25 protein-coding genes and 1 pseudogene are annotated in these 24,175 nt (G+C 44.5%); 8 read left to right on the top strand and 18 right to left on the bottom strand.

The features are described 5' to 3' along the window. The first annotated feature begins 1 nt into the window (after window position 1). The 3 genes from SU60_RS20025 to btuD all read left to right on the top strand — a co-directional run bounded on the left by SU60_RS20025 (window position 2) and on the right by btuD (window position 2,902). Window positions 2-1,030, top strand: a complete 1,029-nt coding sequence (locus SU60_RS20025) for a succinylglutamate desuccinylase (protein ID WP_041157070.1) — start codon at window positions 2-4, stop codon at window positions 1,028-1,030. Window positions 1,031-1,152: 122 nt separating this feature from the next. Next, complete coding sequence (gene btuC, locus SU60_RS20020) at window positions 1,153-2,148, top strand: vitamin B12 ABC transporter permease BtuC (RefSeq protein WP_041157069.1); 996 nt, start codon at window positions 1,153-1,155, stop codon at window positions 2,146-2,148. Further along, window positions 2,135-2,902 carry a vitamin B12 ABC transporter ATP-binding protein BtuD gene (gene btuD, locus SU60_RS20015; protein ID WP_084735972.1) on the top strand — a complete coding sequence of 256 codons (768 nt, stop codon included), beginning with the start codon at window positions 2,135-2,137 and terminating at the stop codon, window positions 2,900-2,902. The genes btuC and btuD overlap by 14 nt, the downstream gene beginning before the upstream one ends. 100 nt (window positions 2,903-3,002) lie before the next feature. Here the strand turns inward: btuD and SU60_RS20010 are convergent, their stop codons facing one another. From SU60_RS20010 to SU60_RS20000, 3 genes and pseudogenes are all read right to left on the bottom strand, one after another. After that, window positions 3,003-3,578, bottom strand: a complete 576-nt coding sequence (locus SU60_RS20010) for a nucleoside triphosphate pyrophosphohydrolase family protein (protein ID WP_041157067.1) — start codon at window positions 3,576-3,578, stop codon at window positions 3,003-3,005. A 149-nt stretch (window positions 3,579-3,727) separates the two neighbouring features. After that, complete coding sequence (locus tag SU60_RS20005) at window positions 3,728-4,309, bottom strand: DUF1415 domain-containing protein (RefSeq protein ID WP_041157066.1); 582 nt, start codon at window positions 4,307-4,309, stop codon at window positions 3,728-3,730. A gap of 147 nt (window positions 4,310-4,456) precedes the next feature. Beyond that, window positions 4,457-5,679 (bottom strand): annotated as a pseudogene (locus SU60_RS20000) (MFS transporter). A 112-nt stretch (window positions 5,680-5,791) separates the two neighbouring features. Here SU60_RS20000 and SU60_RS19995 point away from each other — a divergent pair. Continuing rightward, window positions 5,792-6,661, top strand: a complete 870-nt coding sequence (locus SU60_RS19995) for a LysR family transcriptional regulator (RefSeq protein WP_041157065.1) — start codon at window positions 5,792-5,794, stop codon at window positions 6,659-6,661. 17 nt (window positions 6,662-6,678) lie between these two features. On the opposite strand, the gene SU60_RS19990 is transcribed toward SU60_RS19995, so the two are convergent. Continuing rightward, window positions 6,679-6,909 carry a glutaredoxin family protein gene (locus SU60_RS19990; protein WP_041157064.1) on the bottom strand — a complete coding sequence of 77 codons (231 nt, stop codon included), beginning with the start codon at window positions 6,907-6,909 and terminating at the stop codon, window positions 6,679-6,681. Between the two features lie 118 nt (window positions 6,910-7,027). On the opposite strand from SU60_RS19990, the gene SU60_RS19985 reads away from it, so the two are divergent. Together SU60_RS19985 and rlmF are read left to right on the top strand one after the other, a co-directional pair. Continuing rightward, complete coding sequence (locus tag SU60_RS19985) at window positions 7,028-7,543, top strand: M48 metallopeptidase family protein (protein ID WP_041157063.1); 516 nt, start codon at window positions 7,028-7,030, stop codon at window positions 7,541-7,543. After that, window positions 7,530-8,657, top strand: a complete 1,128-nt coding sequence (gene rlmF, locus SU60_RS19980) for a 23S rRNA (adenine(1618)-N(6))-methyltransferase RlmF (protein WP_041157062.1) — start codon at window positions 7,530-7,532, stop codon at window positions 8,655-8,657. Before SU60_RS19985 ends, rlmF begins: the two co-directional genes overlap by 14 nt. Before the next feature lie 178 nt (window positions 8,658-8,835). Here the strand turns inward: rlmF and SU60_RS19975 are convergent, their stop codons facing one another. Together SU60_RS19975 and SU60_RS19970 are read right to left on the bottom strand one after the other, a co-directional pair. Continuing rightward, entirely contained in the window at window positions 8,836-9,603 is a 768-nt protein-coding gene (locus SU60_RS19975) for an ABC transporter ATP-binding protein (RefSeq protein ID WP_041157061.1), read from the bottom strand. A 2-nt stretch (window positions 9,604-9,605) separates the two neighbouring features. Continuing rightward, complete coding sequence (locus tag SU60_RS19970; protein ID WP_041157060.1) at window positions 9,606-10,658, bottom strand: FecCD family ABC transporter permease; 1,053 nt, start codon at window positions 10,656-10,658, stop codon at window positions 9,606-9,608. A 191-nt stretch (window positions 10,659-10,849) separates the two neighbouring features. On the opposite strand from SU60_RS19970, the gene SU60_RS19965 reads away from it, so the two are divergent. Further along, window positions 10,850-11,932, top strand: a complete 1,083-nt coding sequence (locus SU60_RS19965) for an ABC transporter substrate-binding protein (RefSeq protein ID WP_041157059.1) — start codon at window positions 10,850-10,852, stop codon at window positions 11,930-11,932. Between the two features lie 133 nt (window positions 11,933-12,065). On the opposite strand, the gene SU60_RS19960 is transcribed toward SU60_RS19965, so the two are convergent. From SU60_RS19960 to proV, 12 genes are all read right to left on the bottom strand, one after another. Continuing rightward, window positions 12,066-12,503, bottom strand: coding sequence for a hypothetical protein (locus tag SU60_RS19960; RefSeq protein WP_041157058.1), 438 nt, complete (start codon window positions 12,501-12,503; stop codon window positions 12,066-12,068). A 139-nt stretch (window positions 12,504-12,642) separates the two neighbouring features. Beyond that, window positions 12,643-13,026, bottom strand: a complete 384-nt coding sequence (locus SU60_RS19955) for a hypothetical protein (RefSeq protein WP_041157057.1) — start codon at window positions 13,024-13,026, stop codon at window positions 12,643-12,645. A gap of 199 nt (window positions 13,027-13,225) precedes the next feature. Further along, window positions 13,226-14,638, bottom strand: a complete 1,413-nt coding sequence (locus SU60_RS19950) for a sensor histidine kinase (protein WP_041157056.1) — start codon at window positions 14,636-14,638, stop codon at window positions 13,226-13,228. Then, window positions 14,628-15,284: a response regulator gene (locus SU60_RS19945; protein WP_041157055.1), complete on the bottom strand. Its 657-nt coding sequence runs from the start codon at window positions 15,282-15,284 to the stop codon at window positions 14,628-14,630. The genes SU60_RS19950 and SU60_RS19945 overlap by 11 nt, the downstream gene beginning before the upstream one ends. Before the next feature lie 3 nt (window positions 15,285-15,287). Further along, a complete protein-coding gene (locus SU60_RS19940) occupies window positions 15,288-15,923 on the bottom strand; it encodes a tetratricopeptide repeat protein (protein ID WP_041157054.1) in 636 nt (211 codons plus the stop codon). A gap of 27 nt (window positions 15,924-15,950) precedes the next feature. Then, window positions 15,951-16,745 (bottom strand): SDR family oxidoreductase, encoded by a 795-nt coding sequence (locus tag SU60_RS19935; RefSeq protein WP_041157053.1) that lies wholly within the window; start codon window positions 16,743-16,745, stop codon window positions 15,951-15,953. Between the two features lie 8 nt (window positions 16,746-16,753). After that, window positions 16,754-17,437 carry an iron-containing redox enzyme family protein gene (locus SU60_RS19930; RefSeq protein WP_041157052.1) on the bottom strand — a complete coding sequence of 228 codons (684 nt, stop codon included), beginning with the start codon at window positions 17,435-17,437 and terminating at the stop codon, window positions 16,754-16,756. Between the two features lie 10 nt (window positions 17,438-17,447). After that, window positions 17,448-18,980: an AMP-binding protein gene (locus SU60_RS19925; protein WP_041157051.1), complete on the bottom strand. Its 1,533-nt coding sequence runs from the start codon at window positions 18,978-18,980 to the stop codon at window positions 17,448-17,450. Then, a complete protein-coding gene (locus tag SU60_RS19920; RefSeq protein ID WP_041157050.1) occupies window positions 18,955-19,599 on the bottom strand; it encodes a thermostable hemolysin in 645 nt (214 codons plus the stop codon). Before SU60_RS19920 ends, SU60_RS19925 begins: the two co-directional genes overlap by 26 nt. A gap of 213 nt (window positions 19,600-19,812) precedes the next feature. Next, entirely contained in the window at window positions 19,813-20,820 is a 1,008-nt protein-coding gene (gene proX / locus SU60_RS19915) for a glycine betaine/L-proline ABC transporter substrate-binding protein ProX (RefSeq protein WP_041157049.1), read from the bottom strand. Continuing rightward, window positions 20,813-21,898 (bottom strand): glycine betaine/L-proline ABC transporter permease ProW, encoded by a 1,086-nt coding sequence (gene proW, locus SU60_RS19910; protein ID WP_041157048.1) that lies wholly within the window; start codon window positions 21,896-21,898, stop codon window positions 20,813-20,815. Before proW ends, proX begins: the two co-directional genes overlap by 8 nt. A 4-nt stretch (window positions 21,899-21,902) precedes the next feature. After that, window positions 21,903-23,090 (bottom strand): glycine betaine/L-proline ABC transporter ATP-binding protein ProV, encoded by a 1,188-nt coding sequence (gene proV / locus SU60_RS19905; protein WP_041157047.1) that lies wholly within the window; start codon window positions 23,088-23,090, stop codon window positions 21,903-21,905. Between the two features lie 521 nt (window positions 23,091-23,611). Between proV and ectA the strand changes: the two genes are divergently transcribed. Further along, on the top strand, window positions 23,612-24,145 hold the full coding sequence (gene ectA, locus SU60_RS19900; protein ID WP_041157046.1) for a diaminobutyrate acetyltransferase: 534 nt from the start codon (window positions 23,612-23,614) through the stop codon (window positions 24,143-24,145). Window positions 24,146-24,175 lie beyond the last annotated feature (30 nt).

Genomic DNA, 24,175 nt, shown 5'->3' with positions numbered 1-24,175 from the left:
CATGACGAAATCTCTCTTTCGCCAATCGTTTTTGACTGACACGTTAGACCTGCATATTGATGCGGCTCCTAAGGAGCAGGTGTTGTCTAATGGCGTCAAACTGAAACTTTGTCAGCGTGGTGTGCTAGAGGTTATCCCAGCGAACTACACGCAGGATACCAAGAACATCATCATCTCGTGTGGCATTCATGGTGACGAAACCGCTCCGATGGAACTGGTTGATTCGATCATTAAAGATATTGAATCCGGTTTTGGCAGTGTTGAAGCGCGCTGTTTATTTATCATCGCTCATCCAGAGTCGACTTTAGCTCACACACGATTTCTAGAAGAAAATCTCAACCGTTTGTTTGATGAAAAAGACCACGTTCAAACGAAAGAGTTGGACATTGCTAAGGCATTAAAGCAGTTGGTCACCAATTTCTATCAAGACACCGACCCAACAACGCGTTGGCATCTCGATTTACATTGCGCTATCCGCGGTTCGAAACACTATACGTTTGCGGTCAGTCCGAAAACTCGCCATCCGGTCCGAAGTGCAGATTTGATGAGTTTTCTGGACAGCGCACACATTGAAGCGCTTCTGCTTTCAAACTCACCATCGAGCACATTTAGCTGGTACAGCGCGGAAAACTTTGGTGCTCAAGCCCTTACTATGGAGCTTGGCCGTGTGGCTAAGGTCGGGGAGAATGACTTAGACAGGTTAACTGCGTTTGATTTAGCACTGCGTAATTTGATCGCAGAATCACAGCCAGAGCATTTGCCAAAGCCTTGTATTAAGTATCGCGTTAGTCGAACGATTGTTCGCTTAAACGAAGATTTCGATTTTATGTTTGCTGACGATGTCGATAATTTTACGTCGTTTGTTCATGGTGAAGTGTTTGGTCATGATGGTGATAAACCATTGATGGCGAAGAACGACAACGAAGCGATTGTGTTCCCAAATAGACACGTTGCGATTGGCCAACGAGCAGCATTAATGGTGTGTGAAGTAAAAACCCGCTTTGAAGATGGTGAACTCGTCTACGATTAATAAGCAGTTTTAGGCGACTAGTCTGTTTTTATGGGCGATTTGCTGGTAACCGAATCGAAGTCATTTGCAATTTACCGGGGCTTAACTGTAAGGTTAGGCCTCGTTTGTTTTTTCTGGCCATTATGGATTTTCAACAACTTATCCTGAATAAGGAACGTCGCTGGCAACGAAATCTTTTGATTATGTCGGCCGTGCTCATACTGCTCTCTGCTATACATGTGATGGTCGGAGAGATTTTTCTTTCTCCTTTTCAATCTTTATCTTCATTTGAGCACAAGCTGCTGGTGGACCTTCGACTACCAAGATTGCTTTCTGCCGCGATTATCGGCGCCGCGCTTGCTGTTTCTGGTGCGACTTTGCAGGTGTTACTGGGCAATGTCTTAGCTGAACCGGGTGTATTGGGCATTTCTGGTGGTGCCAGCCTGGCTATGGTGCTGGTGATGTTTGCTTCGCCTGCCTTACCCACACCAATCATATTTATGTTGGCCGCGATCGCGGGAACCATGGTTTTTACCTTCATCTTAGTGGCGATCGCAAGAGCGATGCATCTGACGACAGCACGCTTACTTCTTGTTGGTGTTGCTTTAGGCATTCTCTCGAGTGCGGTGGTGACCTGGGCATTTTACTTCAGTGATGATTTAAGCCTTCGACAACTTATGTATTGGTTGATGGGCAGTATTGGTGGTGCAAGTTGGTATCAACATACGGTCACTTTAGTGATGCTGCCTGTCTTAATATGGCTTTGTTGCAAAGGCAAGCCCCTTGATAAGTTGATGCTTGGAGAAATTCATGCAGCCCAGTTAGGTATTGATGTTCATCAGCTGCGTTGGAAGCTGATTTTGGCCGTTTCTGTTCTGGTCGGAGGCTCAGTTGCGCTTGGAGGGGTGATCAGTTTTGTTGGTTTGGTGGTGCCTCATCTACTTCGTTTGGCGTTTGGTACCGAAAATCGCTATTTATTGCCTCTGTCTGCGATTTCTGGTGCTGCTTTACTGGTATTTGCGGATATTGGTGCAAGATTATTACTCGACTCTGCTGAGTTACCATTAGGAGTTATGACGACCTCTATTGGTGCCCCGATTTTTATTTGGATGTTGGTAAAGAGCCATGATGCACGTTAAGCACATAGCGGTAGGTAAACGACTTCTGCCACTGTCATTCGAATGCGATGAGGGTCAAGTCGTTCATGTCGTTGGTCCCAATGGTTCAGGCAAGAGTACGTTACTTGCGGCTGTATCAGGCACGCTAACGCACCAAGCGAGCGTCAGTGGAGAAGTGTGTGTCAACGGTAATGATTTGCTTCGCTTACCGTTGTCGGAACAAGCACATCAACGAAGTTATTTATGCCAGCAGTCCCGACCCGCATTTAATGTCGATGTCTTTCAATATCTTGCTTTATCGTTACCAAGCGGAGCGGTGATTACGGAGAGTAAGGTTCGAGATGCGGTGAACAAGATTGTCGAACTTGTGCAATTGCAAGATAAGCTTCATCGCAGTATTCAAACGCTTTCTGGCGGGGAGTGGCAACGTGTTCGTCTCGCCGGGGTGTGCTTACAAGTCTGGCGTACTATTAATCCATACTCAAAGTTATTGGTGTTGGATGAGCCAGCAGCGCCGCTGGATATTGCGCAAGAAGGGCTACTTTACAAGCTGATCAGTGCTGTCGCAGCGCAAGGACTTTGCGTATTAGTGGCGAACCACGATCTCAATCGCACGTTAAAGCATGCTGATAAAGTGCTGCTGTTAAGTAACGGCGTTCTTCATGCCTCTGGTCGTGCGGAAGATGTATTAACAGAAGAAAGGGTTGGAGAGGTGTTCAATACGTCGGTAAGAAAGGTCATTTTAGAAGACAGGCCTTACTTAATCTTTGACTAATACGTTGAGCGTTATCCTTTTATCGGCTATTTGACTATATATAAAAACGACCTGCTTGAGGTCGTTTTTTGTTGTCTGCTTACTGCTTACTGCTTGGTGATTATTGCGTCAGTGGCTTTAAATCTGCAGGGCGGTAGTAAACCGATTTTAGTACTTTGCCTTTACGAACTGTTTTGCCTTCGGAAACAAAATCTTCTGCACATTTCGCAATGATGTATTCGCCCTGATGAACGGCCATTAATTTGATGCCTTGATCAGCGTAAAATGCTTCAGTTTCCGTGTATTCCTGCTCATTGCGGCACACTTTGCTCATGTTGCTAGAATGCACTTCATCCCAGCACGGAATAAAGTCGATACCACGGTTAACTGCGACGTTCAGCAAGAGATCGATTAGATAACTGATTGCCAGGTTGTCTTCCACTTTGCTGTTGCCAAGATGAACAAGGCGACCCATCAGTACGTAAACACTATCGATAATTGCATCGGCTTGCTCGGTCTTACAATCCGCTTCTGCTAACTCAGTCAGTTCTTCGATCGCTAAAGACGTGTGTAGTGTATCTGCCTGACTATCTAGGCTCGCTTCGTCTGCGACTGGTAGGTCGAATGTGCTACGGAACTCGGTAATGTCACGGTATAAGTGATCAAAAATCTCTTGGGTTAGCTTTGACAGTTGCATTCTGATATCCATTGAATCGATTGAAGCCGCAATGATAACAAACCGCACTTTAATCCCCAAGCGATCAGGCTCTGACTGCTTATAAATCTGCCTAGTGGGTTTAAGGGGACACGGTTTGGTAAACGTATGTGAACGGCTTTTTAAATAATTTATTTAAATAAATAGGGGAAAAGCTTTTTGCGCTGATCTTCAGTCAAAGAAGAGACGCGCTCTATGTTCGTGTCTGGGATGGACTCTGGATCTGGGTAGTGTTTGAGAACCTTTTCCATACTCTCTTCACGAATCAGATGGAATATCGGAAATGGCGATCGATTCGTCAGGTTTTCATCGTCTTCTGGCTTCGCACCACCAAAACAGTAGTCTGGATGGAATGTCGCCAATTGGAACACGCCTTCCCAATCTTGTTGTTTAATCAAACCTTCAACCCAATCAATAAAAAAGTTGTAGTCCCAGAAATCATCCAGCATGTTAGGTACCACGACTAACGTGGTTTCCAGGTCTTCTGGGTCGGTGTTGCTGAGTTCCATCAACTGCAACAAAATATCTTCCAACAACGCTTCCTCTTGAGTAGCTTCGCTGACAAAGATTTTAATTTGGTTATTACGTTGTGGTTTTGCAGCAAAAGGGCAGAGATTCAAACCGATAACCACATCATTGAGCCACTGTTCGACTTGTTGTGTGATTCCCGCTATCTCTTTGTTTTGTGTTTCTGGTGTTGAGCTCGTTGACATACGACGTTTTAAAACATTTTCTAGGTGACGCAAGCATAGCAGATAGCGATTCAAATAGCCGCAAGAAGCTGATGTTGAGGGTTCGGCTTAGTCTGCAACACTAGCCATGCTGTGAACCCTGCACGCTAAAGTAAGCTAGGGCGTGACCTAACTTCTTTTTAAACTCACAGTGGTTGAACTACCTCTCATGTCATGGGCCTGCGTAATCCGTTTTAAATAAACAATCGCGCTAAACATGGCGATGTATAACGCGCTGCCGCCAATCAAGACCGTTGACCATCCGCCATGTTGCCAGCAATACAGCAGTAAGAATCCACCCAAACTTCCGCCTACATAATAGTGAACAAGGTACAGCGCTGTTGCCGTGGCTTTCGCTGTTGTGGCTTTTTGCCCAACCCAACCGTATGCCAAGGTGTGAGTGAAAAATGCGCCAAAGCTAATCAGTAGCAAACCGAATAACATGGCTGCAATACTTTCGAATGCCGCTATCCACATGCCACTCATGCTGAGAACAGCACCTAAGAACATGCCCAAAATAGATGAGTAACGTTTGCTCCAGTGGCCCGCACAACGTGATGAAAATGTGCCGCCCAAGTAGCAAACAAATATGAGTGACGCTAAACCAACAGGAATGTTATGAGGGTCGCTGACCAGCCTGAATCCCATTACTGAATACAGGTTGACGAATAACGCGAAGTTAAGACCGCCTATTAGCATGGCAAACCACACACGTTGGTTTCTGAAGTGACCGATAATGGCACGGTTTTGTTGGCGCAGACCGCTGGAAGATGGGGTGAAATTGCGCTGTTTTGGCAGCAAATAGTAAACGCAGATGACGCCAATCAGTGTCACGACCATAATGGCTTCTATCGCGATATCGACGCTAAAGTTATCGGCCAATAACCCACCGCTGATTCGACCCGCAATGCCGCCGAGAGAGTTTGCCGCAATGTAGGTTCCTATGGCCATGGAAAACGCATGTTTATCCAGCTCTTCGGCCATGTAGCAACGGCAACGGCAGCAAATGCGGCCAATGCAATGCCGATCAGGGCACGACAGACCACCAAGAACAGAAAGGAGTCGCCAAATAGCATCAGTAGCGACAATACAGGAATGGAGAAGAGCCCTGCGGTCATCACGGGTTTTCGTCCGACAGACTCCGACAATACGGCCAACGGCACGAGGCTAAAAGAAAGCGCTAAAGTAGAAGACGCAAATAGCCAATTCACTTGTGTTTCTGAAATCGTAAACAGCTCGGCGAAGGTCGGCAGCATCGGCTGAAACAGATATAAGTTGGAGAATACTAAAAACGAACCCAGCGCGAGCGCCAGTGTGATTCGTTTGTATTCTGGAGTACCGAAGGTGACCATGTTTCCTGCCTGTCGCGTGAGCGCAAATGTATCTAAAGTGTGATCAATTTATCAGCTGAAAGTAAATAAAAAAAATATATTAAAAATATGGAAACCATATATATATGATCTAGTGGAATCGAAACAACTCAAACACTTTCTCGCTGTTGCAGAACACGGCAATATTACTCATGCCGCCAAGGCTTTGAATATTGCTCAGCCAGCGTTGAGCATCTCTATTAAAAAGTTCGAGCAATCATTGGGTGTCACTCTGTTTCGTCGTGACGATAAGAAAATTAGTCTGACTCAAGAGGGTGAAATACTGCTCGTGCACGCTAGGCGTGTAATTCAGCAGTTACATGACGCTCAACTTGCGATTGATGAACTTAAAGGTCTGGCGAAAGGTGAGGTAAGACTGGGGACGCCGTCAATGATGGGAAGCTACTTTTTCCCACGTATTGTTATGGCCTTTAAGAGCCAGTTCCCCGATCTGAAGTTAACATTGGTTGAAGCCGGGACTCAATCCATCAGGCGTATGCTACTCAATGGACAACTCGATATTGGCGTGATCAGTTGTGATAATGTTCCTGACGATCTTGAAACCGACCATTTATTTACCAGCCAAATGGTCGCGGTGGTTGCGCCGGAGCATGATCTTGCCGAGCGTCAGTCACTATCGTTTAACGAGTTTTTTGAACATGAACTGGTGATGTTTCAACATGGTTATTTCCACCGAGAGTTTCTCGATCACGTCAGTGAAGAACATGGCTTTACCATGAAGTCTTCATTTGAAACTAACTTATTGCCGTTGATATTGAGTATCGTAAAACAAGAATTTGCTATTACTGCATTATTAGAACTGGTGACGCAGAATGAGCAAGGCGTAGTCGGTATCCCTTTTGATCCGCCTGTCACGCTCGATCTCGCGTTGGCATGGCGGAAACAAGGGTATTTATCGATTGCCGATAGAACGTTTATTGATTTTATTAAGCGGTACTTGTAGCCCACTTTGAAAGGGCGCTAATCACCTTTGTACATTTTCTCAAAGTTTTTTGGATTCCAACCGATCATCACGCTATCACCAATCTTCAACACTGGTAATGAACGGGCTCCCAGCGCATCTAGCTCTTTACGACCGCGTTGCATTTTGGCATTACACAGACGGTAAGTAATATTTTTAGAGTCAAGATAACGTTGAGCATCTTTGCAATGGGGGCATTTGTCTTTGATGTAAAGAACGACACGTTTCATGGAGTTTCTCTCAATTATCTTTGGGATGCGAAGTGTAACCAAAGCAATGACGAGATGAAAGTCTTAGGACTCTCAGGTATATTGAGCGCCTTTCTATTGTCATAGCAGACTTTACATCATGCATCCGTCACTTCGATACATTCAGGGGTATCCTCCGCATATTGTCGAGCAAGTTAGCTCATTGGTCGATAAGGGTACGCTCATTCCTTGGTTCGAAAAACGCTACCCAGAACGCCATCAAATCAAGAGTGAGAAAGCGCTCTACGAATACGCTATGGGGATCAAAAATCGCTACATGAAGAAAGCCGCACCGATCAGCAAAGTGGTCTACGATAAGAAGATTCACTTGATCAATAACGCGCTAGGGTTGCATAGCGTGATCAGCCGTAATCATGGCGGAAAGCTTAAATCGAAAAATGAAATTCGTATTGCGAACGTGTTTAAAGATGCGCCAGAGCCATTGTTGCGAATGCTGGTGGTTCATGAGTTGGCGCATACCCGTGAGAAAAACCACGATAAAGCGTTCTATCAACTCTGCTGCTATATGGAACCTGAATACCATCAGTTAGAGTTTGATGCACGTCTGTTTATGATTTACCTCGATTTAAAAGCGAACTCGAATGAAGAACAATAACCATACCGCTAAGCCAAAAAAGTCTAGAAAACCTGCACCATCAAAGCAGGAAAATAAAGGCGCTAAAGAAGAAAAGCGAGTTAAAAACAAACCCTCAGGCAAAGCAAAATCACCCGCAGAAAAAAGCGATGTGGACTTTATAAAAATTGCCAAAAGCGGATTGCATGAGCGTAACCCGCATCGTGGTCGTTACGACTTTAAAAAGCTGACCGCGAGTGAGCCTCGGTTAAAATCCTTTGTCATTAAGAACCCAAAAGGGGAAGACTCGATCAATTTCTCCGATCCAAAAGCGGTAAAAATGCTCAATAAAGCGTTGCTAACGGCTTATTACGATATCGATTTTTGGGATATCCCTGAGCACTATTTATGCCCACCAATCCCGGGGCGTGCTGATTACATTCACCGTGTCGCTGAGCTGCTAGATGGTGAACAAAAAGGTAAATATCCACATCATGAAGTGCGTGCATTGGACATTGGCGTCGGCGCGAACTGCATTTACCCAATTGTCGGTGTTACTGAGTACGGGTGGCACTATACCGGCAGTGATGTTGATGCTAAATCGATCCAGTCAGCTCAAGCAATTGTCGATCGAAATGCCGCTTTATCTGGTCGGATTGTACTGATCAAGCAGGTGAACCAAAGCAATATTTATCGCGGTGTTATTCGCCCTGGTGAGCGTTACGATGTCACTACTTGTAACCCTCCGTTTCATCGTTCAGCACAAGAAGCCGCGATGGGCAGCCAACGCAAAGTGGACAACTTAAAAGCCAATCAGCGTAAAAAAGGCGCGAAGCCAACAAGTGCAGACCCGGTTAAGCCAACGCTGAATTTCGGTGGTCAAAATGCCGAACTTTGGTGTGAGGGTGGGGAAGCCGCGTTTGTCCGTAAAATGGCCAATGAAAGCCAGGCATTCAGCGCTCAAGTGCTTTGGTTTACGACCCTAATTTCTAAGAAAGACAATGTACGCCCTATGCGCAAACAATTGGAAAAACTGGGTGTGAAATCAATCCGAGTTGTCGAAATGAGCCAAGGACAAAAAATCAGTCGATTCATTGCTTGGTCGTACATGGACAAAGAACAAAGAAAGGTATGGCGGTCTCTGAGCTCGCATTAAACCAATCAATAGAGATTCATTCCCGCTTACTAAAATGCTCATTCACTCCGGATCAATGTTATCGAGCCAAAGTGATTGAGCATTGTTATTGCGTGTTGTGTTATTGAGCTGTGAGCATCAATGAGGTGTGAGCCCCGATGGACTGCATTTCGGCAAAGCGTTTTCTTTGCAGTACTTTTTAACTGGCCTTCATGGTCCGAACGAAGGGCACGCCATTATCATCATGATGGACGCTTGCTTCCACTTGATAGATATCTTTGACTAACTCAGTGGTCAACACGTCTTTTGGCGATCCTACACAGATTAGCTCACCTTGTTTGATAACTAATAGGTTATCGGCGTATTGAGCCGCGAGATTGAGGTCATGGAGTACCATCACACTCACGTAGTTCTGCTCGCGCGTTTGAGTGACAAGATGGTCGAGCAAAACATGCTGGTGATGGAGGTCCAGCGCACTGACGGGTTCATCAAGCAACATAATTTGCGGATTACGCATAATGGCTTGAGCGAACAAGATCATTTGGCGCTGACCACCACTCAGGGAACTGACGTCACGGTTCGCTAAGTGCGCCATGCCGATGCTGTTTAATATGTGCAAGCCTTCAGCCAGTAATTGGTCATCGATCCGCAAACTCAAGCAGTCTAAGCGCCCCATCAAAACCACTTCAATTACACTCAGACTCACTTGCAGGCCAATATCTTGTGGCATGTAGCCAAATTTGGCTCGCCATGAGGACAGCGACGTTGTGTCGAATTTGTCGTCGTAATGAGAAATGGAACCACTTTTTAGAGTTACATCACCAAAAATGGCTTTAAGTAACGTGCTTTTACCTGCGCCATTTGGACCCAACACCGCGGTCACCTGACCCGGTTCAAGCGTGAAGTTAAAGTTGTTCGCGAGAGTTAATGACTCAATCTGAATATTGACGTTTTTTGCTTTTAACATGATTAACCTCGCTTCGCCAAGATTAACCAAAAGAAGAAGGGCACACCGATAATCGCGGTAACGATACCGATAGGAAACAGCGCACCCGGCACGATAATTTTAGACAGTACAGACGCGCCCGATAGCAAGAAAGCGCCAATTAAGAAAGAGAGTGGTAGGAAGAATCGCTGATCTTCACCGACCATCGACTTGGCCATGTTTGGCGCAACGATACCCACAAAACCGATGATGCCCACAAAGCTGGTGACCGTAGCGGTGATCACCGCGACGATAAATAGTGTTTTGAGACGTAAGCGAGTGATATTGACACCCACACTTTTAGCTCGCTCTTCACCAAGACGAAGAGCGGTGAGTTTCCAAGCATCTTTCAGTAATAAAAGCCCACCAAGTAGCACAACACCAGCCGTAATTGCGACGGTATTCCATGTTGCTTTGGTTAAACTACCAAACAGCCAAAAGAGTATCTGCTGGCTAAGCTCAGGTGAAGAGACGAACTGAACCAGAGACAGCAAGGATTGGAATAAGAAGAGCAGGGCAATACCAGCCAGAATCAATTGGCCCGAGCTAATGTGACGAGCTGATGCTAGTGAGAACAGAAAACAGGCGGATAACATACAACATAGAAATGCCCCTATCGGTACTGCGTAATTGCTGCTCAAACCAAAAGAGCCCATGTATAGCGTGATGGCAGCACCAAAACCAGCCGCTGCCGCCATCCCCAACGTATACGGACTTGCCATGGTGTTATTGAGTAAGGTTTGCATCTCTGCACCACCCATGCCAAGGGCACCACCAACAACAATAGCCATGATGGCGATGGGTAATCGTAGCTCGGTGACGATGATTTGTGTTGAGGGCTCAACGTGGAATGGCAAACCGAGAAATTCAAAAATAGAGTGCAGGACTTTGGTCGCATCAAGCAAAGAGGGACCCGTCATAATGTCCAATACGAAGGTGGCGAAAATCAGTGTGCTAAAAGCACCAATAACCATAAATCGACGTTTTTCGCTCTTGCGCTGTTGTTGGATGAGTTGTTCTAAATCTACAGATTGCACGAATTACTACCTAGTTAGTGTCAGCTTAGACTCCTAAACGGTCTATAGAAGAAACCACAGTACCTGTTGGGAGATGCCGATACTACCACTAATGATAGTTAGTTGCATTATCATTAATAAAAGAATTATGATACGCGAAGCGAAGGCGGACGCGGAACGCCAGACTGATATAATAAAAAGGAATCTTGTTGATGTTGAAACATTTATTGGCGCTTGCAGCGGTGTGTGTGAGCACGATGGCATTTGCCGAACAAACGACGGTTACTGATGTGTTGGGGCGAGAGGTAACATTTGACGCTCCTGCAAAAAGAGTCGTGGTTGGATTTTACCCAGAAGATTACATGGCAATTGGTACGGAAGCGGCTTATGACAACGTTGTAGGTATGTCAAAGTATATCTGGCAGGCTCGTACAGCAAGTTGGCAAGCGTATGTAGCGCATCGCCCATCGCTTGATGAGATTCCAGAAATTGGTCGTGTAGACACCAATGCGTTTTCTGTCGAGAAGGTAATAAGCCTGAGCCCAGACGTTGTCATGCTAGCGGATTGGCAGTTTAAAGCATTGGCATCTGAGGTAGAACGCATGCAGAGTGCTGGCATTGCCGTAGTTGTAGTCGATTACAACGCACAAACAGTCGAACGCCATGTCCAAAGTACTAAACTGATTGGTGAAATCACAGGTCAGCAAGCGCGTGCAAAAACCATCGCAAATGAATACCAACAAAATGTCGACATGATCAGTCAACGTTTAGCAAAAGCGAATTTAGATAAGCCCAAAGTATATACAGAATATGGTGCTTCAGGTGTTGGTGAAGTTGGTTATACCTTTGGTAAGAATATGTGGGGTGCGATAGCAACAATGGCGGGTGGTGAGAATATTTCCGCGCCGTTCGTTGAATGGTGGGGCAAGTTAAACCCAGAGCAGATCATCGTTGTAAACCCAGATGTGATTGTCATTACTGGCTATGAATCAGGTGGTAGTGATGACGCAATGATAATGGGGGAAGGTATCGACGAAGCTTTAGCGAAAGAAAGATTAGCAGGCTTTAAAAATCGTATCGGCTGGTCTTCAATTTCTGCAGTCAAAAATAATCGTATGTATGGAGCATACCACGGTGCTTGCCGAACGATTATCGATGGCGCATTGATTCAATTTTACGCCAAGATCATGTATCCAGAGGTGTTTAGTGATCTCAACCCCAAAGCGGCCTACGAGAGTTTTTATGAAAAGTACCTGCCAGTAAAACCGGTTGGTACCTTTATGACTGAGCTTTAGTTTCATGTCATAGTTTCAAGCCTTATCGGCGAGGTTAGTCTAGTGTGATTACCTTTGGCGATAAGGCTTGTTTAATAATGCCACGTTAAGCCTTTTTTAATTTTATATCATTCAGTAGCTTAACGTTCTCCAGTCAAAACGTATTCATCGGAATACCGGCCACTTCAAATCGCGCCATTACGGGTCTTTCACTTTCCTGATACCAGCTTGCTGGCATATTTGGTTTGAGCTTCGCTTGATCGCTCTTGCTGATCACTACGTAGTGCAAAAACTCGTTCAGTGTTTGCTCCATAGCATGAAACGACATATCTCCATCTTTACTTAACGCTTTTAATAAACCGACGACGGTTTCTTCGGGAATCAATGGCTCTATCACGCAGTGCTTACGAGTTTGAATTGTCTTCGAAGCTGGTAGCTCGTTGCGGGCGGACTCCCAACATGGTTTGTTCGTCTTACTGACATGGTTGTATTTGTAGCAGTAAAAGCTAAACAGGAAGCGTGCAATACTGTGCCAGCGTTCCGCTTGTACTTCTAACCAGATATGTTGAAGTTCGATGTCAGCGTCGGTCATAATATTATCGGTAGGTAAGGAAACGATGAGAGCAGATTATACCTGTCCAACATCGGCTTTATGAATGATATTTTTCTTTTCGTTTATCCAAAATAAAAGGAGCTCACTGAGCTCCTTTTAAAACGATGCTTAGAAAACATTAGATTCGCGACGCATCGTAGCCTGAAGCAAGCAGCAATTCACGTTCACGTTTAATCAATTGAGCACGATCTTCGATCAACTCATTTAGTGCTTTCGAAGGCTTACCCGCTATCGATTTAAATGCCTCAAACGAGTCTGCTTGGCTGATTTCATCGATCATGCTGCTGATAACATTACGAGCTTCACAAGGATTATCTTCGGTTTTGAAGTATTCGACTTGTTGTGCGGCTGCTTTCATTTCTGTAAGTAGCTCAAGTGGACTGCTGTCTTTTGCCACCGCCATGTAGTTATCCAGCACTCGTTTTGCGTACAAAAGCTCTGTTAGTGGGATATCACGCCCGCTCTCAATTAGGGACTCACTAAGGATCATACTTGCGCTCATTGCCATTCCTTTACTTATCGTCTAAGCAGATATTCATATTAATGTGAGTCTAATTTATTGAAGTCTCAATGGGAATGGCTACGAACTGATTCACCGATGATTTTTTCCAATAACTGTGTGAATGCTCGTATATTGTTCTCACGGCTTAAAGGGGCTTGATATTCAGATGTGATAAGTCCATTCACTCGGCCACCTGAAGCTAGGTAAGAGGAAAGGTGATCACAAACTTGTTTACGCCATTTTGACGAGGCGCTATTTCAATCGTTGCCCCATGTAACGTTGCGATGTCCTTGCATATTGACATCCCTAAACCCGCACCGTCACCTTTCTCTGTATGCCCCCGGTAGAATTGCTCGAAAATTCTTTCACGAGTTTCTTTTGGTATCTCAGGACCAGTGTCTGAAACGAACACTTTGAGTACTTTTCCTTCATTGATTGCACTGACTTCGATTTCGCTATCGGACCCCGAGTATCGAATCGCATTGTCGATCAGGTTTCGGAACAACACTTCTAGCAGAATTCTGTCACCAAGCAACTGCGCTTGGAAAGGTTGTAAGCTAATTTCTTGACCATTACGTAACGCCAACGGGGCTAAATCGGCAATCACGGTTTGCAAAAGCGCTTCCAGCTTGATGTTTTGTACCGTTTGTTCCGACATACTCTCGACTTTGGCTAAGGTAAGCAGCTGTTGAATCAACCTATCCGTTCTATCAATGCCTTGTAATATGTTTTCCAAATCGCGTTTCAGTTGCTCTGGTTCGTGACTTTGGAGTGCATTTTCTGCGTTGAGCCGTAATATTGTTAGGGGAGTTTTAAGCTCGTGTGCCGCTGCACGGGTAAATCGTTTTTCTCGTTGCCAAGCGGATTCTAACTCAGAAAGTAATGAGTTCAATGCATCAACCAATGGCGCCAGTTCGGTTGTGTTGTCAGTCACATGAATGCGCTCCAGATGATGAACATTACGTTGAGAGATAGCCGTTCGTAAAGCGTTTATAGGGCGGAAATATCGATTGATCAGCCAAAATAGTAAAAGTAGTAAAGTCGGCAACAAAATGATTTGTTCAACGAGTGTCGACAACGCAATTTCATTGATGATTTCTTGTCTTATTTGCTGCTTTTCAGCTACTACGATGTACTCATTTTCGTAGTTAGTATTTGGAAACGCGAGTTGAAATGTTCGCAACTGAACGCCGTCCCGATTAATATCTAAATAGCCGGAGCGGTCGGCGGATGAAGACAAAGATGGCAATTCTGGATCGGAGCTCCATAACAGCACATTGTTACGATAAAACTGGAAAATGATATTTTGTTCGTAAGGGTGTCCGAATTCGGTCGCTTTGTCATCACTACCATTAGATAACTTTTGAATGTTATGTATCCAGCTTTCGAACTGCTTTTTATGCTGAGAGAGTCTGTTTTGCTCCGATGAGATAGAAAGCGTTAGCAGCATAAGTTTTGCCGATTGGCCAAGCCTAGCGTCGTAGACTTCCTCGACTTCATGTTTTGCAGATTGAAAACTGAAGTACAATGAAACGATCAATAGCGTACTAACCAGCAAGCCAACAGACAGTGTCAGCTGACGTTTAATGGAGTAGGGCTTGTTACTTTTCAAGAATGTACCCCACACCCCGTATGTTTTTGATTTCGATGTTTGGGACTTTTTTGCGCAGGTTGTGAATGTGAACTTCTATGGCGTTGTCGCTTGCCCCTTCGTCCCAACCGTGGAGAGATTGTTGCAACTGATCCTTACTCTGAACTCGACCAGCGTTGGTGATCAAACTTGTCAGTATTTTGAATTCATTTCGGGTGAGTTTGAGCGGTGTATCTCCGTATCTGATAGTTTGTTCTGATAGAGATAACGACAACAGCCCAACTTGGATGATCTCATCAGCGCTACCAGATAGTCGGCGGATGATTACTCTAAGCCTTGCGAGAAGTTCTTCTAACGCAAAGGGCTTCCCTAAGTAATCATCGGCACCGCCATCAAGACCTTGCACACGATCACGTATATCATCTCTTGCAGTAAGTATCATTACCGGTAGCTTAAAGCCGTTCTTACGGATGTTACGCAAGACGTCTAACCCGTCAATATCGGGTAAGGTCAGATCTAAAATGACTGCTGTAAAAGCTTCTGCTTTTAGTGCACTAGTCACACCAGCTCCTTTCTCAAGCCAGTCTACAGTGTAACCATGGCGACTAAGCGAAGTCACCATGGATTGACCGAGGAGTTTGTCGTCTTCTACCAGTAATAAACGCATAGATTATTTTATTTTTCCTAGTGTTGTTTCGATTTCCGATCTCCGTCCTTTATCGGCTAAAGGGCGATCAGGTCGTGGGGACGCTTGCATTGCACGAGTGAGGTACAATTTTGCTTCGTCATATCGGCCTTCTTCTGCTAGATAATCACCATAAAAATAGTTTGGATCGATGCCGTTAGGGTTGATCTCTAACGCTTTTTTTAACATTTGTTCGGCTTTGTCATCATCTCCAAAACCGATTGGCCATCCTGGGACTTTATAATATAGGGAGCCCAAGCTTGTGTATGCCGAGCCTTCGAGTGTTTTTGGTGATGTTTCAATCACTTCTTCTAGCAGGGCTTTTGATTCTTTAACTAACGATAATGCACCTAAACCGCCTTGTGCGCCAGCAAGAGATGCTTTATTGATGGCAAGCCAAACGGTGAGCTCTGGATTGTTGGGCTCTCTGTCCAGGTAAATACTGGTTTTTGCGATAGCGCGATGAAAGCATTGCTCTTGCTCATCGCCACTAGGCGTGTTGTATTGACACTCTGCCCACTTTTTTTGTACATCATGAAGTGGTGTATCGGCCGCGAATGCATGGGTTGATGCCAACGTTGAGCATAGGGTTATCGTGTAACATAGCGTTTTAATGTTCATCGTTCGTGTCCTTTTGTCATCAATGCGTTAATGATGTACGCGATTGACATATTGCTGAATGGTGTCTTGCTGTTTTCTGATCGCAGAAGAAACCACACTGGGTAGCAGTTGATTGATGCGCGCAAACAGTTTTTCTGGCCAACCAATCCACTTCGCTGAAATTTCTTTTTCCAACATAGTGACAACATGTTCAGCGACGACTTGTGGCATATCCATCTTGTTTCCTAGTTGTTGGTTCATTTCGTTGACACTATTGCTGTTTAATGACGTTTTTGTCGCTCTTGGCGCTAAATATAGAGCGCGAATGCCCGTAGCAAACAGCTCTCGGTCTAATGCTTCAGTAAATCGATGCAGTCCTGCTTTAGCTGCGCAATAGGACGTATAGCCCGGGTAGCCGATGGATCCGAATGTTGACCCAATATTAAGGATGATACCTGGCTGCTTTAACCAACTTAGAGCAGATTTGCACAACAGCATTGGTGCAAGAAGGTTTAGTTGGATATCCGCTTCAATCTGTGCGCTGTTTTTATGGCTCAATAGCGAGAAATCGTTACAGCCCGCGTTGTTGATAATGGCATCCACTTTGTTCACTTGCTTAGCTCGATTGTTAATCTCGCTTCGGCCTTCTATTGTCGTAACATCGGCAACCAACACGTCGTGAACCTCTTGGTTTGGTAGTGATGATTTGAGCGTGAAGAGCGTTTCTTCATGTCGTCCGACGAGGATTAACTGTGCGCCTCTACTCGCGAGTTCTGTTGCAATGGCCTGGCCAATGCCACCCGTTGCGCCAGTGAGTAAAATGCGACTGTTTTCAATCTGCATGGTTCACCTCACGCGGCTTGCTGCTTGGAATAAGATGGCAACTCTCTTAGCATCTGCTCGTAGAGAGAAAACACCATATTGGCGGAATCAATGATCACTTGCTGATCGAGTGGGTCAGTTATTTTGTTCATTAATAACTCAAAAAACTTCAGGTGGTCTTGATCTAATACGCTGTGTGAAACGAGATACGTCATTGCTGAAGGTGGTAAGTTGAGTGTCGATTGGATTTTTTCTGCCATTTGTCCTCCAATACCTACACTGGTTCCTTCCAATACCCACACCATGCCAAACAATGCCAACGGGTTGTGGCGATCAATATTGTGATACAGATAAGACACCATCAGTTCAATTGCTTGCCCGACACGACCATCCCTCTGATTGTGGCGAACGGCATTAGCATCACCACCACATGCTTCAATGTCATTGAGAATCCACTCTTGATGACCTTTTTCTTCCTCGATGTATTCTGCAATTGCGCTGCGCACCCACTCATATTCTGCAGATAAACGACCACCACAAGCCATGAGAAGAGGAACGGTATGCTTAACGTGATGATAAGCCTGGGTCAGAAATGCGATGTACATTGGTTTAGATATGTGGCCTTGTTGTACTTCCGCAATCACAGGCGCTGTGAGCATTGAGTGTTGAGCGGCAGAAGTCTGTTGTTTGAGTTGTTCAAAAAAAAGGGTCATAACCTTCTCCTTAAGAAGCGATAGATGACTGGAGAGAAAGGTCGATTCGTTGTACCTCTTCGCCTTCCAGTGTGAATTTTGGTATGTCGTGTGCAAGCCATTTAGAGATGCTACGCTCGATTGCGTCACGCTTAAGCTTGCCGTTTTCGGTGTACCAACTCGGAATTCGTTGTGGGTTATCCATCACCAATAAAACTTGAATTCGGGCATAATCAGGAAGCGTGCTATTTAACGCTGAGATTTTTTCTTCTAAACCCTCGCTCTTTGTAACGATTGCACATAAAGCCTGTTGGTCGTCTCCGGTGACGATCAGTGGCGTATTGGGCAAAAATGCTAGCGCTTCAGACTCGACCCATTCTGGTGATACATTTCGTCCGTACGCTGTCACGATAAGATTTTTTTTGCGACCTGATAGAGTGATGTAACCTTGATCGTCAATCTGAGCCAAATCGCCAGTTGCTAACCATTCTTGATGAAAGGGTTCGTTTAAGTAACCAAGGGCGATACTGCCTTTCACAAACAGTTCTCCATCGTCTGCGATTCGGGTTTGAGTATGCGGCAACGGTTTCCCACATGTGCCGGGTTTGAATTCCGCAGGCGTATTCAAACAGACGACGGAACCACACTCAGATAATCCATAACCTTCAAAAGCGGGTATGTTTAAAGCACGGGCTGCACTAATCAATTGTGAAGACACTCTTGCACCGCCGACGGCAACAAATTTTAGAGAAAGCGCGAGGGTTGGCTGAGTTTTTACGATGTGTATTAATGCCAAGAGTAAAGCAGGGGTTAACACTAAGCTGTCTGGTTTAACCTCGGCTAACGTTTTCGTAAATTGAGAGGTATCAAAGTGGCTAGAGCCCATCAGTCCAGTGTGTTTTCCGGGCAGGATCGTCGCGGTTACTCCCAAGATTAATGGTACGTATACACCCGTAATATTTTCCAGCAGAGTAGATAGTGGCAGCAAGACCAAATGAGACTGCGCTAAGCCTTTGACTGCATGTGAGAGCGATGTGGCAACTTGGAATAAATGCTCATTGCTTAAACATACGCCCTTGGGTTGGCCAGTCGACCCAGAGGTAAACGTAATTTTCCCGGTCCCTTCAAGATAAGGGGCATGTACCGTGGCGAATGTATGTGTCAATGGTAAGCCAGAGACTCGTAGTTGTTCGTTTGGCGTTGGCTGAATGATACCGTCAGGTAAGGCAACGTTGTTCCAATCTCCTAGTAAGGTATCGACGTTTGACTGGATTAAAATATGCCTTATTTGGCTATCAGAAAAAAACATTGGGATAGGAACAACAACAATGTTTGCAGCCATTGCAGCAAGATCGATGATGGCCCAATTAATGTTATTTTCTGCACGCAACGCGAGCACTTTAACATTGTGCGCCTTTAGTTGAGACGCAGCATATTGAATTTGATCGAACAACTCAGAGTAGGTTAATTGAACGGTTTTTCCAGTATCGTCCTTTCCCACAAATGCTAAGTGCTCTGGTTGGGTCATTGCCCAATTTTTAATGGTGTCTAGGAGCGTATTCATTATTATTCCATGCTTGTTGACGTTTTCGTTGTTGGAGTGTTCGAAGGCGTTCTAGCCCTTGGATTAAGTTTCCGGCAAGAACTCGAGGCTGGTGCTCGTAGTATGACCCCCAGGTTGATTGAGCATCATGGACTTTGCCAGGGTCGGCATGGGTGATGATTTTTGACTCTAAACCAAAGCGCGTCATCATAGCGTGCAGTGGATCTGTGGCAGTAAAAATGCACCATTCAAAACCAAGTTCCACTAACCGTTCCGCAATGAGGTAGAAGTGAAGACCTGACATGCCTTTAGCAAATGAAGCTAGATGCCCGAATTCCACCAGATTGGAACGCTGCACTTCACATTCAAATAGATTGGAAACCAGTGTTTGTGCCTCTCCCTCTAAGTATTGTTCTAGGAAAAGAGGTTCCTGATCAGCGACGCGAAAGCCGCAAACTGAAATAATATGGTCGTTCTTAATTAGGGTTAAATACTCAGGCATAAATTGCTTAAGTTCAGCGCAGAATGCTTTTTGGTAGCGCAGAGAAACATGATCAATAACGTCGCTCCACAACGGGTGTTTTGAATCAACGATGTCCAACGTAAAGCTATCTTGAGAAGTTCTTACATTGAGTTTCATTTGCGATTCCTTTGACTGAGTGAATACCAATAAAGTAAAACGCAAAACTTAAGGAACTCTTAAGGAGTGAAAATTAAATGAGATAAAGGGAAGTTGGGAGTGAAGATAAGATGTAAAAAATAAGAGCCAATTGCGATGAACAATTGGCTCTTAGCGAGTTTATTAACTAACCGTATTGTTTTGAAAAACAGTGGTTATGCCTGGTCCTGAGGGCTACATCGCCGCTTTTTTGGCCTCGGCAATCCAACTATCAAACAGGTCTCGGTTAGCTTTAATCCAACCATTTACGTGAGATTTAATGTCAGCTGAGGTATTTTTACCTTTGCTCATCATCATGTTCTCTGCACTCACATCGTTGATGTTAAGCTTCATGATTTCGAAAAGTTTCGCTGCGGCAGGATTTTTTTCTGCAAATTCTTTGTTTGCAACAATTCGCATTGAGTTCATCTCGAAACCATAGTTTTTGCCATTGGCAAGTGTTGTGTCGACGTCTTTACGATCACCAGGAAGCGATGAAAAAGGCACTTCTAACCAAACCACATCTTTACCCGGAACTAAAACGCCACTTACCCAATATGGTGTCCACGTGTAGTAAAGGATTGGGTCGCCTTTTTTGTAACGTGAAATAGTATCAGCGATGATTGCAGCATAGTTACCTTGGTTATGCGTGACAGTGTCACGAAGTCCGAAGCTATCAAGTTGATGCTCTATGACCATTTCGCAACCCCAACCAGGGTTACAGCCAGTTAAGTCAGCTTTACCATCGTCATTCGCATCAAACAACTTCGCGATCTTTGGATCCTTTAGCTGACCAATGTTAGTGATGTTGTACTTTTCAGCTGTTTTCTTGTCAATCAAGTAGCCTTGAGCGGCACCGCTGATGTACTCGCCTTTAGTGAAAAACTTGTCATCACCTCCCGCCATTTCGTATTTACCTGAATGGAGTGGATACCAATATACAGCCAAAAACGTTGCATCGCCTTCTGCGATAGACGTGTAGGCGACATTGTAATCAACCTCTTTTGTCGGCTTCACATCGTAGCCAAGCTCTTCGAGTGCTCGATTGACGATCAACGTCTGAAACGTTTCTTCGGCCACCGTCGATTGAACAGGTTGGACGCTAACGCCTTTACCTGGGAGATCTTCTGCGACACTATAAGTGGAAAATGCCATTGTACTAAGTGCGCCTATCGTCAGCGCGTTCTTCCATGAGTTAATCATTAACGTTTCTCCTAGTTTTTAGGTCATCTTGGTTCGTCTTTGTTTTCAATTTTAAAAGGTATGAAACAGGACCTGTGTGATACCAGCGCAGCTTAGTATTGCCTGCATTTACGCCGAGGACTTGGGTAATTCGGTCCAACAAGATCGCCAGTATGACAATCCCAAGACCACCAACTGCAGCAAGCCCCATGTCCAGTCGTCCGATACCACGTAATACCATTTGTCCCAACCCACCGACGGCGATCATGGAGGCAATGACCACCATAGAAAGTGACAGCATTAAGGTTTGGTTTACGCCAGCCATAATCGTCGGTAGTGCGAGCGGTAATTGAACGCGATACAACATTTGCTTTTTGTTTGCGCCAAAAGAGTGGCCAGCTTCGATAAGTTCTTCGGGTACTTGCTGAATACCTAAAATAGTAAGGCGTACTACTGGTGGTAAAGCGAAGATGATAGTCACCACCACGCCAGGAACGTTACCGATACCGAATAACATAACAATGGGCACCAGATAAACGAAGGCTGGGGTAGTTTGCATCGCATCTAAAATTGGTCTGACAAACTTTGCCGCTGTGTTACTACGTGATAACCATATCCCCATGGGGAGGCCTATTAATAAACAGAAAAACACCGCGGTTAACACTAGTGCCAACGTGGTCATCGCTTGCGACCATGCGCCGATTAAACCAATAAACACAAGAGAGACGAGTGTTGAAAGGCCTAATTTGAGGTTCGAAAACTGCCAAGCCAGTAAAAATAGAATCAGTACCATGATTGGCGCGGGAGTAGAGACCAAGGCGGTTTCAAATGATGTAAGGATAAAATCAATTGGAATTCTAATCGCTTGAAAGACCGGACGACCGTGTTCAACCAACCAATTTAATCCATTTTCGACCCAATGATCGACAGGAAGAATTGCATCCTGAAAAGGATGCATGATATCGAACGGTGCTTGTTCGACAACTTCTGTATTTAACCAGTCATTGTTTCCCGCAGCTTCACCGCCTTGCGCCCAAGGATCGCTTTGTGCTGGGGCTGTTTGTGACCACGGATCGTTATTTGATTGTTCTGATGACATCGTATTAATCCTTATCTAGCGTTTGCAGAAGACGTGATTTAGTCACGACACCAAAGTAATTACCGTGTTCATCAACCACAGGAACAGAATAGGGGACGCCACCAACAATCCCAAGAATGTCATTGATTGATTGTGTGGGTTCTAGTGTCACCCCATCTTCCAGTAGAGCACTGGCGAGTGAACGGTTTTCCTTGTGAGCTAAACGCAATGAGTCAATAGACACAATGCCGGAGTACTTACTTGATTTGTCAACGACAATGCCATATTCACGGTCGTTATCCATGAGCATCTGCATAGCAGAACCAGGACCATCGTATTCTGACTTTTTGAATACCGCAGCTGGCTTTTTACGCGCGATATCTTTCGCAGTGAGTGCACTGGCTATGTTTACGCCTCGGAAAAAGGCTTCTACATAATCATTGGCCGGATTGTGTAAAATTTCGTCGGGAGTACCAACTTGAACGACATCACCATTTTGCATGATGGCGATTCTATCCCCAATCCTCATCGCCTCATCCAAGTCATGAGAAATAAATACAATTGTTCGTCTGTCGTCATTTTGGAGTCTGATCAGCTCGTCTTGCATTTCTGTACGAATAAGAGGATCGAGAGCGGAGAAAGCTTCGTCCATTAGCAAAATGTCTGGGTCACAAGCCAAAGCTCTTGCTAAACCGACACGCTGTTTCATACCGCCGGACAGTTCATCTGGGAATGATTCAGAATATGGACCAAGACCGACTCGTTCTAGTGCTGAGAGGGCGCTAGCTTGACGGGTTTCTATGTCTACGCCTGCCAACTCCAAACCAAATGCTGCGTTTTCGATGACACTCATATGGGGCATAAGCGCAAAGTTTTGGAAAACCATGGAAATGTTATTGCGGCGAACTTCTCTGAGTTCATTTTCAGAAATGTGGGCAATATCTTTGCCTTTGAGATAGACATTTCCCTTAGTCGGCTCGATAAGTCGATTGAGTAGGCGAACAAGCGTCGATTTGCCTGAGCCAGAAAGGCCCATGATGACAAAAATTTCTCCTTCGTTGATGGAAAGAGAGACATCATTTACACCAACGGTTAAACCGGTTTGTTCGAATATCTTGTCTTTATCGTTCCCTTTTTCGATAAGAGAAAAAGCACGTTCTGGTGCTTCACCAAACACTTTATAAAGTCCCTTAACTTCCAGTATGGGATCCATGTTTATCGTCCTTTTTTATGTGCTTAACGCTTTGTACTCTAAACAATTTTCTGGAATATTTCAACGTGCTGCAATTATCTTGGAACGAAATAGGCTTATATGTAACCAAAAGGTTACAGTGTGAGTTTTGAGTTATTTGTCTTTAAAAACAGTTACTTGATGTGGTTTTAATTGTGTTTATTCTATGAGTCCATGAATGCGTGAATTAATTTTGAATATTAATTGACCGATTTTGTCGTGTAAGGCTGTTTGCGTTCCTCAGGGGTGTTAGGTGGTTGTGAATTTTTTAAAATTTAGAGCACTAATCTTTTGATGTCTTGGCATGATTTTTGGCAAATTTGTATAATATTTACACAATAATTTAGACCTCAAAGTATTTTAAGATTTGATTAAGGATGTAAAATGTGTGATATTGATCACAATTATTCGCTTAATGCTGTCAAATATTTGATTTTTGGTAGCGAGAGATGCGCATAATAATAGCGAAATTTAATTAGACCTCAAAGGATATGGTTTTTCACATGATCACATCAGCACCTTGGGTTCTTTATCCTGAGATTGATAAAGAAACAAACAAAAAATGGATTTTTCGTGAACCTAAAATCTCTGATGGTGACGACATTTATAGCTTGATTGCAGACTGTCCACCATTGGACATGAACTCTTCTTACTGCAATTTTTTACAGTCTTCTCATTTTAGCAAAACCAGTGTTTTGGTTGAGCAAAATGGTGACATAGCGGGGTTCATTTCTGGTTACAAAAAACCAGATGAGCAGAACGTTCTGTTTGTTTGGCAGGTTGCAGTTTCTCCTAAGTTTAGAGGGAACGGATTAGCACTTCGTATGCTTAAAGAACTGCTTTCACGAGAAAAACTAAACAATGTCAACATGGTTGAAACGACCATAACGGAAGACAACAAAGCCTCTTGGGCACTTTTCAAAAAATTGGACGCGATGAATGGCAATTTAGGCCAAGTCAGCACATTTTTAGATGAAGACGCCCATTTTAAAGGCAAGCACGATACAGAATATCTGTATCGAATTCCTCTAAAGTAATCCTCAACACAAGTAATCCACAAACAATAG

The sequence above is a fragment of the Vibrio mytili genome (genome assembly GCF_000830505.1).
Taxonomy (GTDB): Bacteria; Pseudomonadota; Gammaproteobacteria; order Enterobacterales; family Vibrionaceae; genus Vibrio; species Vibrio mytili.
The sequence above is the reverse complement of the archived record's forward strand: the minus strand, read 5'-3'. Positions and strand labels throughout refer to the sequence as shown.

What these genes read in the sequence shown, in the direction of transcription:
- SU60_RS19965 (WP_041157059.1), top strand. Translation starts at nt 10,850, where the DNA reads ATGTTGAAACATTTATTGGCGCTTGCAGCGGTGTGTGTGAGCACGATG.
- SU60_RS20025 (WP_041157070.1), top strand. Translation starts at nt 2, where the DNA reads ATGACGAAATCTCTCTTTCGCCAATCGTTTTTGACTGACACGTTAGAC.
- ectA (WP_041157046.1), top strand. Translation starts at nt 23,612, where the DNA reads ATGATCACATCAGCACCTTGGGTTCTTTATCCTGAGATTGATAAAGAA.
- SU60_RS19985 (WP_041157063.1), top strand. Translation starts at nt 7,028, where the DNA reads ATGCATCCGTCACTTCGATACATTCAGGGGTATCCTCCGCATATTGTC.
- btuC (WP_041157069.1), top strand. Translation starts at nt 1,153, where the DNA reads ATGGATTTTCAACAACTTATCCTGAATAAGGAACGTCGCTGGCAACGA.
- proX (WP_041157049.1), bottom strand. Translation starts at nt 20,820, where the DNA reads ATGATTAACTCATGGAAGAACGCGCTGACGATAGGCGCACTTAGTACA.
- SU60_RS19955 (WP_041157057.1), bottom strand. Translation starts at nt 13,026, where the DNA reads ATGAGCGCAAGTATGATCCTTAGTGAGTCCCTAATTGAGAGCGGGCGT.
- SU60_RS19960 (WP_041157058.1), bottom strand. Translation starts at nt 12,503, where the DNA reads ATGACCGACGCTGACATCGAACTTCAACATATCTGGTTAGAAGTACAA.
- proV (WP_041157047.1), bottom strand. Translation starts at nt 23,090, where the DNA reads ATGGATCCCATACTGGAAGTTAAGGGACTTTATAAAGTGTTTGGTGAA.
- SU60_RS20010 (WP_041157067.1), bottom strand. Translation starts at nt 3,578, where the DNA reads ATGCAACTGTCAAAGCTAACCCAAGAGATTTTTGATCACTTATACCGT.
- SU60_RS20005 (WP_041157066.1), bottom strand. Translation starts at nt 4,309, where the DNA reads ATGTCAACGAGCTCAACACCAGAAACACAAAACAAAGAGATAGCGGGA.
- SU60_RS19925 (WP_041157051.1), bottom strand. Translation starts at nt 18,980, where the DNA reads ATGAATACGCTCCTAGACACCATTAAAAATTGGGCAATGACCCAACCA.
- SU60_RS19945 (WP_041157055.1), bottom strand. Translation starts at nt 15,284, where the DNA reads ATGCGTTTATTACTGGTAGAAGACGACAAACTCCTCGGTCAATCCATG.
- SU60_RS19940 (WP_041157054.1), bottom strand. Translation starts at nt 15,923, where the DNA reads ATGAACATTAAAACGCTATGTTACACGATAACCCTATGCTCAACGTTG.
- btuD (WP_084735972.1), top strand. Translation starts at nt 2,135, where the DNA reads ATGATGCACGTTAAGCACATAGCGGTAGGTAAACGACTTCTGCCACTG.
- rlmF (WP_041157062.1), top strand. Translation starts at nt 7,530, where the DNA reads ATGAAGAACAATAACCATACCGCTAAGCCAAAAAAGTCTAGAAAACCT.
- SU60_RS19975 (WP_041157061.1), bottom strand. Translation starts at nt 9,603, where the DNA reads ATGTTAAAAGCAAAAAACGTCAATATTCAGATTGAGTCATTAACTCTC.
- SU60_RS19990 (WP_041157064.1), bottom strand. Translation starts at nt 6,909, where the DNA reads ATGAAACGTGTCGTTCTTTACATCAAAGACAAATGCCCCCATTGCAAA.
- SU60_RS19930 (WP_041157052.1), bottom strand. Translation starts at nt 17,437, where the DNA reads ATGACCCTTTTTTTTGAACAACTCAAACAACAGACTTCTGCCGCTCAA.
- SU60_RS19935 (WP_041157053.1), bottom strand. Translation starts at nt 16,745, where the DNA reads ATGCAGATTGAAAACAGTCGCATTTTACTCACTGGCGCAACGGGTGGC.
- SU60_RS19920 (WP_041157050.1), bottom strand. Translation starts at nt 19,599, where the DNA reads ATGAAACTCAATGTAAGAACTTCTCAAGATAGCTTTACGTTGGACATC.
- proW (WP_041157048.1), bottom strand. Translation starts at nt 21,898, where the DNA reads ATGTCATCAGAACAATCAAATAACGATCCGTGGTCACAAACAGCCCCA.